Origin of the sequence: Paenibacillus sp. 23TSA30-6 (assembly GCF_014858585.1) — a bacterium.
GTDB lineage: Bacteria > Bacillota > Bacilli > Paenibacillales > Paenibacillaceae > Paenibacillus.
Window position 1 is genome coordinate 31,905 of the sequence record NZ_SLTL01000007.1, and the last position, 12,318, is coordinate 44,222.

Genomic DNA, 12,318 nt, shown 5'->3' on the forward strand with positions numbered 1-12,318 from the left:
AGTAGATATCTGGTTTACATATCTGCACTTTTAGAATTTTTGCATGCGGGGGATGTCATCACATGAAACACGTCATATTCAAAAGAACGATGCTGATTATGAGCATGGTAGCTATTTTAGGGATACTGGTGTACGAAGCACGCGCCATCTACCATCCACCCGTTGTTAAAGGGACTCACCGTACACGTACGGCTAATGCAGATCGGCTGGTACGACATTTATTCTCTCTGACGCCAACGCCGGATAAAGTATATTACCAAAACAAAGTCATTGTTCTGATGTACCATGAGGTAACCAAAACGCCACCCGATCCCGGCGCTCTCAAGCTCAGCAATTTGACAAAGCAACTGGATGAAATGAAAGCTAACGGCTTCCACTGGATCACGATGAAAGAGTATACGGACTTTATTCTGCATAAAGCCAAGGTGCCCGATAATGCTGTACTCATGACCTTCGACGACGGCTATGAATCTTTTTATACAGACACCTTTCCCGTGTTGAAAAAGTACCGTGTACCGGCAACCAATTTTCTCATCACATCCACGATCAGTAATCCCAAACACATCGGTATTCCGAAGCTGACCTGGGAACAAATCCAGCACATGCATTCTGAAGGTGTTGATTTTTACAATCATACCAATGACCAGCATGCGTATGGATACACAAATGTAGCACGCACCAAGGAAAAGCCGCTTCTCATGGGTCCGGTATATTCGAAAAAGCTGGGGCGTATGGAAACCGAGGACGAATTTAAACAGCGGGTTTACAATGATTTGGACACTGCCGACAAGAAGCTGTTCAAGCATCTTCATAATGATCGCAACGTCCTTGCCTTTCCGTATGGAGGATATACCAAGGAAACGCTGGAAATTTGCCGCGCCTTGGGTATTGACGTTACCTTCACGGTGAAGCGTGGCATTAACTCACCTGGACAAACGAATGGCTATCGTGTTAATGCAGGCGGAATACACAATATTCCGGAAGTATTGGTGCAGTACATGAAGGAAGGCGCTCCAGAGCGGCCATTGCCTTTTGCCCAAGGTCCTAACAAAGCGTCCTGAACTTTGGTATAACAAAGAACCTTTGAAACCATGTATTTCGTGGTTTCAAAGGTTCTTTTGCTAATTTTGAGGATGATTATGAGCTTATTTCAGGGCCAGAGGCGAACGACTGCAATAACAGCCAGATGCACCGGATAAAAGCTGCGCCACAACCAGCGCGGCACCCGTTTATAAAAGCCGCTCTCCCCGGATGCAAAGCATGCGATAAGAATGGTAGACAGCAGACTAAAATGCTGGAGATTCGCGTGATGCACCATGTCATATACGACGTTCAGCGCAAAATGCGCCGCAACCATCATATACGAACGGGTGTAGCGATAAATGAGGATAAGCAGCAACCCGTAGGCTCCGTAATCCATCAGGGTAAGCTCCATGACCAGTGCTGTCAGCACATACCAGCCTGCCACAGCCGCTCCATTTTTCAGACGGGACGCGGCGGTCAGTGCCAGCAGCGAGGTCAACAGTGTCCAGACCACGTTCGGCCTGTACACATCGAACGCCAGCATATAGGGCACCTGAGAAATCAGGGCGATACCGAGCAAGCGGAGCATATAGCTTCGCATATTCCGGGTGCGGGCATACCCCATATACAGCGCATACGCATAGATTGGAAAAGCAAGCCTGCCGGCAAATCTCCAGGCCGGATCAGTCGGGAAAAATACGAGTCCGATATGATCAATCAGCATGGTCAGCATGGCTAACCAGTACATATAAGGCCCCCTTTTTTCTTGTTCTACATCTTCTTTTACGTCTTCTCTTCCGTCAAGCTCAAAATAGCGTTCATAATGTCCGTTTTGGTAACCCGTCCCACCAATCCAATGGCTTGAATGGAGGAGGTCTCCATACACTGCTCGTCCATGACCGGAAGGCAATTGACCTGATGACGAACGAGCCTGGATATCGCCTCCAGCAGAGAATCACCCGGAGTAAGTGTCGTCATTTGTGCCCGTCGCGTCATCGCCATCGTTACCGGAACGGCGTGAAGATCGGTATGCCCCAGCGTCACCTTCAGCAGATCCTTGCGGGTAACAATTCCGATCAGCTCCTGATCCTCTCCCGTGACCATCAACGTACCCGTATTTTGCTGAAACAACATTAGTACCGCATCGTAAGCCGTAGCGTCACCGGAAATCAAAATCGGATCACTGAGCACATCAGCCACGGTCAGCTTTTTAAGCATGGTGCCGATATGACTTTCATATTTAGGATAACGCCCTGGCAAATATCCCACCTTGGGCTTGGCATCTACCAGACCGAGCATGACGAGCAAAGCAAGATCGGAACGGAGGGTCGGTCTCGTCAGCCCCAACTCCTCAGCGATTTTATCCCCTGTAACAGGCGCCTGGCGCTGGACAATATCAACAATTTCCCGCTGTCTTTCAGACAGTTGAATAATGATTACCTCCTTATAGAATGGGGTAGTATACATTATAGATGAGCCTAGATCGGTAAATTTCCGCATTTTCCGACAATTCATCAAATTTTAATCAAAGACCGCTTGTTTTCAATTTTAAAATGTGTCACAATTAAGTATGTAATACATACTAATTATAAGTTTAACGTGTGCAATATGCTACCTTTTATTAGCTGATGTGCATGGTGTGTGATATGTATTATGAATTATAAAACCCTGAGGAGGAAATCAAATGAAATTTTTCTTGGATACTGGTAACATTGAAGAAATCAAACGTATTGAACGTTTGGGTCTGGTTGATGGTGTAACAACGAACCCTTCGCTGATCGCTAAGGAAGGTCGGGTGTTCAAGGAAGTCATTCAGGAGATTTGCGGTATCGTTGAAGGCCCCGTAAGTGCTGAGGTCATTGGCTTGAAAGCCGAGGATATGCTCAAGGAAGCTTATGAGATTGCCAAATGGGCTCCAAACGTTGTTATTAAGCTGCCTATGACTGAAGACGGATTGTATGCTTGTAACGAGCTGACCAAGAACGGGATTAAAACGAACGTAACGCTGATTTTCTCCGCGGCTCAAGGTTTGATGGCTGCCAAAGCTGGCGCTACTTTTATCAGCCCGTTCGTAGGACGTCTGGATGATATCGCCGTTGATGGCATGAAGCTGATTCGTGACCTGAGACAGATTTTGGACATTTATGATCTGAAAGCCGAAATCATTGCAGCCTCCATCCGTAACATCAAGCATGTGGAAGATGCTGCTCTGTCTGGTGCGCATATTGCCACCATTCCTGGCTCCCTGCTCCCTTCCCTGTGGAAACACCCGTTGACTGACAGCGGTATTGAACGCTTCCTGAAGGATTGGGAAACTGTACCTAAAGCCTAATTCGCCCGAAACGGCAAAACTATATTGCTTTAAACCCGAACAGCCCGTATATTGCGGGCTGTTTTTTGCCTCCGCATCATCTTCTCTCCATATCTCGCAAGTCTGCCAAAGGGCGTGTCAAGTTTCTCCAGCGTTCAGGCAAATCCTCACCATGATCCACGTAAACCGATTTCAGATAGCTAGACATATGGTTAGCCCGATCCTCTACCAGTACCTCTCGTATGTCGGATGGCTTGACAGCGCCTCCCTAAATTGCTCCTGCGTAATTGCGGCTGCTATCTTGGTTCAGGAATCGGCAGATGAGCATTTATAGACAACTTTTTTTGACAAAAAAACTTGTTTTACATATAATTGTTTTAACAATTAATTTATTTTTGAATTAATTTATGTACGAAAAACAGAAAGGAAGCTACTCATGAATAACTTGCCCCCGGATTGTTCCATCGGCATGCTGCTCGGCATTACCCACCGTAAGATGAGCCAGCAGCTTATGCAGCGCCTTAAACCTTATGATATTTCCCCTGAGCAATGGTCGGTTCTGTATCAAATCTACCAGGCAGAAGGTCTCAATCAGAAGGAAATTGCAGCTAAGGCGGTCAAGGACCAGCCGACTACGACCCGAATTATTGATTTGTTGGACAAGAAGGGTTGGGTTCGCCGTGTGAATAGTCCACAGGATCGTCGGGCTTATTTGCTTCATTTGACCGAAGCAGGTCGACAACTCGTAGAGAAAACTCTTCCTATCGAACGTGACGCCAACCATGATTTTGTAAAAGGAATTACCTTTGCTGATATAGAGCAATTCCGCCAGACGCTTTTACACATTCACGCTAACATGACCGAATCAGAGAAACAAGGAGAGACCGACTAACATGCAACAAGGCAAGCAACCTCTTTGGACCAAGGAATTTATCGTTTTAACGGTATCCAATCTATTTTTATTTCTCGAATTACAGATGATCCTGTCTTCCATTCCTTCGTATGTGAAAAATACATTCCACGCCAGCTCCGTCCAGATCAGCCTCGTTACGACGCTGTTCGCATTAAGCGCGATTGCGGCCCGGCTTTTTTCAGCCCGTATGCTGGAAAAAGGACATCGCAGCACCCTGATTTTCATCGGTCTGCTGTTCGCGTTGGCGGGCACGCTTGGATATAGCGTTTCACCGACAATTACGGTACTGCTTCTCATGCGCATGCTGTTCGGGATTGGCTTCGGTATGAGCAGTACCGCATTTCCGACAATGGCCTCAGATGTCATTCCCGCCAAGCGCCTCGGTGAAGGAATGGGGTATTTCAGCCTGTCCACCAGCCTGGCGATGTCTATTGGCCCAACTATCGGTATTTCAATGCTGCAATACGGCAGCTTTAATCTGCTGGTATATACGACATCAGTTGTCATTGTCGTTATTTTCCCGCTGGCCTACTGGCTGATTCGTACCCTGCCGAAAGGACATGTTGAGCCGCCCATGGTTCCTTTGGAAGAAGGACGAAAACCGGCATTTAACCGCAAGCTCTGGATTCCAGCCTTGCTGAACATGCTTATGTCCATTACGTACGGCGGATTGCTCGGCTTTATGGCGCTTTACGGGGATGAAGCGAATCTGTCGCACCCGGCTTATTTTTTCCTGTTTAATGCGCTGTCCGTCCTGATCGTACGTCCCTTCTCGGGTCGTATCTATGACAAAAAAGGAGCAAAAGCGTTGCTCATCCCCGGTGCCCTGTTCCTGATTGGCGGTCTTATCCTGCTTTCCTACGCACATAGTGACGCCTTCATGTATCTGTCCGCTCTTTGCTATGGTATCGGTTTTGGTGTCATGCAGCCGACCTTGCAAACGTGGATGATTCAGGTTGTGTCGCCCAAGCAGCGGGGCATGGCAAACGGTATGTTTCTGAATTCCCTCGATTTCGGAGTAGCTGCCGGTGCCCTTATTCTCGGTATTATCGCCAAAGCCAGCGATTATGCGTGGATGTATCGCCTTTCCTCGCTGTTTATTGTATTGTTCCTGCTCATCTATATTATTCAGATCGCTGTAGGTCGCAAGCCCAAGACACGTGTCCCTGTCGAGGGGTAAACATATTTCAAAAAGAGCACCCAACACCATGGCTTCATGGAAACGGGTGCTCTTTGGTTTTAGATCGCTCTTACTTTGCCGGGGCTTTGCGTCTCAATTTGGAAGAAAGCGGCTTTTTTCGTGATATATCTGACTGCCCCCCGGACACATTCATATGTTCACCGGATTTTTCGTCTGAGGGTTCATCTTGCTTCGGTTTAACCGCAAACAGCATGAGCAGAGCCGCAATTCCGCCCACTCCGGCCATCACGCCAAAGAGCAGACCATGCCCATTGCTTCCGATCAGCAAGGATACAACCGGAGGACCTAGCGATACCCCGACAAAGCGCATACTGCTGTACAGGCTGGTAATCGTTCCGCGCTCCTCTTTTTCAATCCCTTTCGTAATCAGGGCATCCAAACAAGGAAGTGCCAGTCCAATTCCGGCTCCCCCCAATGTAAACAGTCCGATCACCGCATAAATATGTTGAAAAAATCCGAGAATGCCAAAGCTGATCGTCAACACGGCCAACCCGCCAAAACCGATCCATTTCATCCGTTTTTTGTGCTTACCGATGATCTTTCCTCCAATATAAGAACACAGACAGAGAGAAACCAGCGGAATCGCCAGCACGAAACCCTTCCAGACTCCACGAAGGTTGTAACGACTTTCCAGTATGTCAGATAAGTAGAACAGGACGCCAAAAATGACAAACATACAAATGCCACCCACGACGAAAATAGCATATAGCCAGCGTCCTTTTTCGCTAAGCACCTGCTTCACATTTCCCACAAACTCCCGAACTGTAACTGGTTGGTTCTTACGTTTGGGCGCATGAATCAGCCAAAGCACCAAAATGAGTGAAATCAGACAGAGGCCCGGAATCACCGCCAATGGCAAAAACCAAAGAACTGCTCCCAATGCCGCACCAAGTATCGGACTTAGCACTTTGCCGAATGTATTGTACGTCTCAACTACACCCAGATTTTTGCTGGCTTCTTCCTCGTTCTCATACAAATCCCCCACGAGCGGAATGACAATGGGAAAAGCTCCCGCTGCTCCGACCCCCTGAAGCAACCGTCCCCCAATAATGGTCCAGTACGCTGCCTGATCATGAAGCAGCCATGCCCCCACCGCAGAAATTCCCCCGCCAATCACCGTGAGGATCAAGCAGGGTACAATCACGGCCTTGCGACCAAATCGGTCGGAGAGATATCCCGCGATTGGAATCAGCAAAATGGCAACTACCGCATATACCGTAATCAACATGCTAATGCGAAAGGAACTGACATGTAGCTTACGTCCGATTTCCGGCAAAACAGGGATCAGCATGGAATTGCCTAGCGTCATCATCAGCGGGATGGAACCTAATGCAAGCAGATTCCCTTTATTTTGTTGCATCCCGTTACCACCTTTGCAAAAGTAATAACACAACTGTCCAAAATGATTCAACAGGTGTTATTGTGTTTACATTGGTGCGGATTTATACAGCTATACCTTAAATCCTCCAACCCTTGCATTCAGCAATTTCGACATTTCTGCCAGCGTATGAATGGATGAAGCGATATTCTCCATGGAAGCCAACTGCTCCTCAGTGGCTGCACTGACGCTCTGGGTTCCGCCTGCCGACTGTTCGGCTACTTCACGGATACGCTCTACGGCCTCCACCATTTGCCCCGATCCGGTAGACATCTGTCCCACAGAGCGATGTACACTGTGTATCTGTTCGCTAACCTGCTGAATGGAGCCGCCAATCTGACGAAATGCCGTTTCAGCCGATTCCATAATCTTCACGCCCGATTGAACTTCAATCGTTCCGGCTTGCATCGTTGATGCTACATGACCAACATGGTCCTGAATATGCTGCACAAATTGTGTAATTTCCGCTGCTGAAACGGATACCTGATCAGACAGCCTTCTTACCTCAGATGCTACGACAGCAAATCCCCTGCCCTGTTCTCCTGCTCTGGCGGCTTCAATCGACGCATTAAGCGCCAGCATTCCTGTTTGCTTGGCAATACCAGTAATGACGGAACCGATCATTCCAATCTGTTCAGCCTGTTCACTGAGCAGACGTACAGCACGAGCAGAGCTATCTACACTTTCGCTGACCTTTTCCATCTGCCGCATCGCTTGACCGATGGATTGCTCCCCTGCTTGCGCATCTCTGGCAGCCGTATCAGACAGCTCATATACCTGCTGGCTCGTCACCGCAATATGGTTGAGTCCGTCAGCAAGCTCCTTCACTGTATCGGTGGTGCTTGTAATATCATCGACCTGATGCTCCATACCAGTTGCAAGCTCCTCCATCACACCGGAAGTATGACGATTGGCCTGGTTCATCTCTTCAGTGCTCAGGCTTACCCGCTCGGCGGTCACAGATAACGTACGGGCTGTATCCTGAGCATCCACAATAATATTGCGAAAGCCCGCGATCAGCTTGTTGTACGAGCTGGCAATCATGCCAATTTCGTCTTTGGATGTAATATCGAGGCGGCTACGCAAATCTCCCCCGCCCTCCGACATCTCCAGCAATTGTTCATTCATGTGATGCAGCGGCCGGATCGAACGAATCAAAATAACCGATTGTGCAATACTGTAAATGATGATCAGACAGCCCACAATACTCGTTATCCAGGTTGTGTTCGTCATGGTTTGGTGCGCGTGCTGTATTTTCGCCTGTACCATGTCCTCCTGAGCTTTGACGAACGCCATCATCTTCACATCAAGCTGCTTTCGTTGAACCCGTTCATTTTCAAACACATCGAGTAAATCCGAAAATGGCGGAAACATGTCCTTAGTACTCCGGTAACCCGCTGTATTCAATAAGCCATGGACATGGTTAAAATAGGCATTGATTCCCGTTTTCAGGTCATCCATCTTTTTGTTTATATCCCCATTACTCGTATCGACCAAAGCTTCCGTTTCCCGTAGCAGCTTTTCGATTTCGCTCTGCTTGTTTTCGATCTCTTTACCATACTGTTCGTCCCGGGTTAGCAAATATCCACGCTCGTCATTAGATATTCCGTTCAATAAAAATTGAAGAGATTTTGAATTATATACAATGGTCTCCTCACGATTCACAATATCCCTATACTCGTTCTCATTGTGCACACTCAGAATGTAGTTTGTCAGCAGCATGGCTGCAATGACACCCGGAATAAGCAGTGCACTAAGAATCATTTTGGCCTTGATTGTTAAATTCATGAATCGATCCCCCAGTTATGTCTGAATAAAATGTCCAACTTACTATATATCGTTTAATTTAGAGAAGTTTTTGAACGAAACGAGAATAGTGTATAGATTTCTCAATGTATTTGTGACAATATTGTGAACCAAAAAAACCACCTTCATTGTCTTAAGAAGCGGTTTAAAAATGATATACTTATTTTTTTATGTAGTATAAATGTCAAGGAGGGACTTACTTGAGTAGTTTGGAACTTACACCGCTTGTCCGTGGGCTGAAGGAGCTGGAAATTCGTAGCTGCCTGATCGTTCAGCAAGGGAACATAATGCTGGAATACTACCGTGAACCTCAATTCGCGAATGAACTCTATAAAATAAACTCCTGCACCAAAAGCGTGATTGCCGCACTAGTCAGCATCGCAATGGATCAGCAAATCGTACCACAGCCGGACACGCCTATCCTTAATTTTTTTCCCCAGATTGCCGAGGACAGCGATACGCGAAAGCGTGATATTACGATTGAACATCTGTTAACGATGTCCGCGGGCTTTAACTGGACTGAATTTGGCGGGCAAAATTCATTTCCGACGATGAGCCGAACATCAGACTGGGTACAATTTGTGCTGTCACAGCCGCTGGCTGATATACCAGGTACACGAATGGAGTACAACTCCGGCTGCTCCCAGCTTTTGGCTACCATTTTGCGTTATGCTTCTGGACAAGCGGTAGCTGAATTTGCCGAGCAACAGTTATTCCAACCGCTGGGTATCGAAAACTACCATTGGGAAACCGATCCGCAAGGCACTCATACAGGAGGCTTTGGACTGCATCTCAAACCCATGGATATGCTTCAATTTGGACTGCTCTACCTGAACGAAGGAAGCCGTGAAGGCCATCAGCTCATACAAGCTGAGACCGTCCGGCACTCCACCCGTGCGCTCCTTCCCGCGGCCAAGCCACAAAAAGCCTTTTACGGCTGGCACTGGTGGGCTTCTTCCTTTTCAGACGCAAAGGAGAAAGGCATTGAAACGGACTATTATTACGCGCTCGGCTTTGGCGGTCAATATATTGTTGTCGTCCCGTCTTATGACATGGTGGTGGTCGTTACTGCTGACAAGTTCAAAAAGAAACGGACTCCTGTGGATATATTCAGACAGTACGTTGTTCCGATGCTTCTCCAGCAAGGATAACCAGCAATTCCAAAGCAAAAAAAAGGGCCTGCCCGTTGAATCAGGCAAGCCTCTTTTTGCAATACAATCGTTATACAACAAAATAGCGAATTTTATTTGTGAGCGAGAGTGTACATGACCTATCCCAAGTGAATGGTAAGCTCCTGTTGTCCGCTTGAGGCTGGTGTAATGGTCACACCCTGCTCTCCCGCTTGACTACTGCCATCCTCGACTTTAGCCTCGTGAATCCCTCGCAGTACCAGTGACCATGGTTTAACCGCACCCTCAGCCTTCACCGTAATCACAGAATCCTTGCGACTGGCTGTAAAGGTCAGCTCTTTTTCACCTGATGTGTTCACAATAACCGTCCGAGCCTGTTGGCCTTCGCCCAGCTCAAACAGGTGGAAAGCCACTTGATCTGCATAATCGTAATCCGGACGGCTGTCCTCATGACCGATCGCCAGCAGCGTGTTCGGCTTCACCAGCACGGGCAAGGTTGTAAAATCGTGATGCTCGTTAACCCAGCGCCCCCCTGTTACCGTGTCATTCGTCAACAAATTCGTCCATTGGCCCTCCGGTACATAATACTGCACATTGCCTTCTTTATTCAAGATCGGGGCTACCAAAATAGAATCGCCCAGCATGTATTGCAGATCCAGCGTTGCACAAGTCGGGTCCTGCGGGAATTCCAATACCATAGCCCGCATCATTGGCAGACCCTTTACCGAGGACTCCACAGCGGACGGGTACAGATACGGCATCAGCGAGCATTTGAGCTTTGTAAAGCTGCGTACCACATCCACCGACTCTTCATCGAACAGCCAAGGTACGCGGTACGATTCATTTCCGTGCAGACGGCTGTGGGAGGACAGAAGTCCAAATTGTACCCACCGTTTGTACACGTCCGGCGCTGCTGTTAATTCGAAGCCGCTAATGTCATGACTCCAGAAGCCAAAGCCGCTCAAACCGAGCGATAAGCCGCCCCGCAGCGATTCCGCCATCGACTCATATGTCGACGAGCAGTCGCCGCCCCAGTGAACCGGGAACTGCTGTCCCCCGGCTGTGGCGGAACGTGCGAACAAGGCCGCTTCATTTTTACCCAGCTTTTCCTCCAGCACGTCAAATACAGCTTTGTTGTACAGATGCGTGTAATAATTGTGCATTTTCACCGGATCAGAGCCGTCATAATACACCACATTCGTAGGAATCCGCTCGCCGAAATCCGTTTTAAAGCAATCCACGCCCTGATCCACCAGTACCTTCAACTTTTCCTGATACCAGGTCACCGCAGCCGGATTCGTAAAATCAACCAGCCCCATACCTGCCTGCCACATGTCCCATTGCCACACGCCGCCATCTACGGTTTTGACCAGATACCCGTTCTCCATGCCTTCATCGAATAAAATGGATTTTTCCGCAATATACGGGTTAATCCATGCACAAATTTTGAGTCCCTTCGCTTTCAAACGTTGTAGCATGCCTTCCGGGTCCGGGAACATATCTTGATCCCATTGGAAATCGCACCATTGGTATTCCTTCATCCAGAAGCAGTCAAAATGGAATACCGAGAGCGGCAAATCACGCTCAGCCATCCCGTCTACAAAATGATTCACCGTCGCTTCATCATAGTCGGTCGTAAACGAGGTGGTCAGCCACAAACCAAAGGTCCAGGCTGGTGGCAACGCCGGCTTGCCCGTCAGCTTGGTGTAATTGTCCAGCACCTCTTTAGGATTGGCTCCGCCAATAATAAAATACTCTAACGATTCGCCGGAGACGCTAAACTGCACCTTCGAGACATTTTCCGATGCAATTTCATACGATACCTTTTCCGGATGATTGACGAACACACCATAGCCTTTATTAGACAGGTAAAAGGGAATGTTTTTGTACGCCTGCTCACTGCTGGTGCCGCCGTCCTCATTCCAGATATCGACCACCTGCCCATTTTTCACAAACGGAGTGAAGCGTTCCCCGAGGCCGTATATGTACTCCCCGATTCCCAGCTCCAGTTGCTCCCGGAAAAAAGGCTGATCCTGCGGGTCTGTAATGTATCCAGGCCCACGATGCCCGCTACCCGTGATTTTACGCTCCTCCACATAAAAGCCTACGTCCCAGCTCTTTCCACGGCCGACCCGCACACTCAGATCGCCGCTTTGAAGCACCGCTGCGTCCTCACCTACTGTAATGTTCACCTCGGTCGGCAAGGTATGAATTTCAAAATCCGGTCCATGATGCACCCGTCCCTTGTGGTGGTTGAAGCGTACCCGAATGACATTCGGCATCGGCGAGCTATAGGTCGCTTTCAGTAACGCCCCGTTCAGGGTGTCTCCTTTATGCTCGATCCGGTGAGTTGCTGCATATACCGTCATGGAAGCATCGTCCGTCACAATATCACGGATTTCCGCAGGGTTTTGTATTTCATAGCCCTTGCGGACCATCCAATAGCCATTTGTAAATTTCATCTGTTTATTTCCTCCGTTTCGATCTATATATTGGTGAACCCAAATCGCTTGTTGGATTTTTTCGAAATCCTTACTATAATAATATTGATTTATG

Annotated in this window: 10 protein-coding genes; 5 read left to right on the plus strand and 5 right to left on the minus strand. The window is 48.1% G+C overall.

Annotated features, from left to right (window positions below):
* The first annotated feature begins 62 nt into the window (after window positions 1-62).
* The gene (locus tag E0698_RS08070; protein WP_134910242.1) at window positions 63-1,061 is read left to right on the plus strand and encodes a polysaccharide deacetylase family protein; all 999 of its coding nucleotides are present in this window, start codon (window positions 63-65) and stop codon (window positions 1,059-1,061) included.
* A gap of 89 nt (window positions 1,062-1,150) precedes the next feature.
* Here E0698_RS08070 and E0698_RS08075 read toward each other — a convergent pair whose 3' ends face one another.
* Window positions 1,151-1,771 (minus strand): TraX family protein, encoded by a 621-nt coding sequence (locus E0698_RS08075; protein WP_192511210.1) that lies wholly within the window; start codon window positions 1,769-1,771, stop codon window positions 1,151-1,153.
* Between the two features lie 35 nt (window positions 1,772-1,806).
* Window positions 1,807-2,523, minus strand: a complete 717-nt coding sequence (locus E0698_RS08080; protein WP_192511211.1) for a CBS domain-containing protein — start codon at window positions 2,521-2,523, stop codon at window positions 1,807-1,809.
* 184 nt (window positions 2,524-2,707) lie between these two features.
* Between E0698_RS08080 and fsa the strand changes: the two genes are divergently transcribed.
* The 3 genes from fsa (at window position 2,708) to E0698_RS08095 (ending at window position 5,427) form a co-directional block, all read left to right on the plus strand.
* Entirely contained in the window at window positions 2,708-3,355 is a 648-nt protein-coding gene (fsa, locus tag E0698_RS08085) for a fructose-6-phosphate aldolase (protein WP_134910245.1), read from the plus strand.
* A gap of 415 nt (window positions 3,356-3,770) precedes the next feature.
* Window positions 3,771-4,226, plus strand: coding sequence for a MarR family winged helix-turn-helix transcriptional regulator (locus tag E0698_RS08090; RefSeq protein WP_192511212.1), 456 nt, complete (start codon window positions 3,771-3,773; stop codon window positions 4,224-4,226).
* 1 nt (window position 4,227) lies between these two features.
* Window positions 4,228-5,427: an MFS transporter gene (locus E0698_RS08095; RefSeq protein ID WP_134910247.1), complete on the plus strand. Its 1,200-nt coding sequence runs from the start codon at window positions 4,228-4,230 to the stop codon at window positions 5,425-5,427.
* Window positions 5,428-5,497: 70 nt separating this feature from the next.
* On the opposite strand, the gene E0698_RS08100 is transcribed toward E0698_RS08095, so the two are convergent.
* Window positions 5,498-6,808 carry an MFS transporter gene (locus E0698_RS08100; protein WP_192511213.1) on the minus strand — a complete coding sequence of 437 codons (1,311 nt, stop codon included), beginning with the start codon at window positions 6,806-6,808 and terminating at the stop codon, window positions 5,498-5,500.
* A gap of 90 nt (window positions 6,809-6,898) precedes the next feature.
* Window positions 6,899-8,614, minus strand: coding sequence for a methyl-accepting chemotaxis protein (locus E0698_RS08105; RefSeq protein ID WP_192511214.1), 1,716 nt, complete (start codon window positions 8,612-8,614; stop codon window positions 6,899-6,901).
* Window positions 8,615-8,832: 218 nt separating this feature from the next.
* Between E0698_RS08105 and E0698_RS08110 the strand changes: the two genes are divergently transcribed.
* Complete coding sequence (locus E0698_RS08110; RefSeq protein WP_192511215.1) at window positions 8,833-9,783, plus strand: serine hydrolase domain-containing protein; 951 nt, start codon at window positions 8,833-8,835, stop codon at window positions 9,781-9,783.
* A 119-nt stretch (window positions 9,784-9,902) separates the two neighbouring features.
* Here E0698_RS08110 and yicI read toward each other — a convergent pair whose 3' ends face one another.
* On the minus strand, window positions 9,903-12,224 hold the full coding sequence (yicI, locus tag E0698_RS08115) for an alpha-xylosidase (RefSeq protein ID WP_192511216.1): 2,322 nt from the start codon (window positions 12,222-12,224) through the stop codon (window positions 9,903-9,905).
* Window positions 12,225-12,318 lie beyond the last annotated feature (94 nt).

Excerpts from the sequence above, each read along its gene's own strand:
- yicI (WP_192511216.1), bottom strand. The coding sequence starts at position 12,224 with ATGAAATTTACAAATGGCTATTGGATGGTCCGCAAGGGCTATGAAATA.
- E0698_RS08075 (WP_192511210.1), bottom strand. The coding sequence starts at position 1,771 with ATGTACTGGTTAGCCATGCTGACCATGCTGATTGATCATATCGGACTC.
- E0698_RS08095 (WP_134910247.1), top strand. The coding sequence starts at position 4,228 with ATGCAACAAGGCAAGCAACCTCTTTGGACCAAGGAATTTATCGTTTTA.
- E0698_RS08080 (WP_192511211.1), bottom strand. The coding sequence starts at position 2,523 with ATGCGGAAATTTACCGATCTAGGCTCATCTATAATGTATACTACCCCA.
- E0698_RS08105 (WP_192511214.1), bottom strand. The coding sequence starts at position 8,614 with ATGAATTTAACAATCAAGGCCAAAATGATTCTTAGTGCACTGCTTATT.
- fsa (WP_134910245.1), top strand. The coding sequence starts at position 2,708 with ATGAAATTTTTCTTGGATACTGGTAACATTGAAGAAATCAAACGTATT.
- E0698_RS08070 (WP_134910242.1), top strand. The coding sequence starts at position 63 with ATGAAACACGTCATATTCAAAAGAACGATGCTGATTATGAGCATGGTA.
- E0698_RS08090 (WP_192511212.1), top strand. The coding sequence starts at position 3,771 with ATGAATAACTTGCCCCCGGATTGTTCCATCGGCATGCTGCTCGGCATT.
- E0698_RS08100 (WP_192511213.1), bottom strand. The coding sequence starts at position 6,808 with ATGCAACAAAATAAAGGGAATCTGCTTGCATTAGGTTCCATCCCGCTG.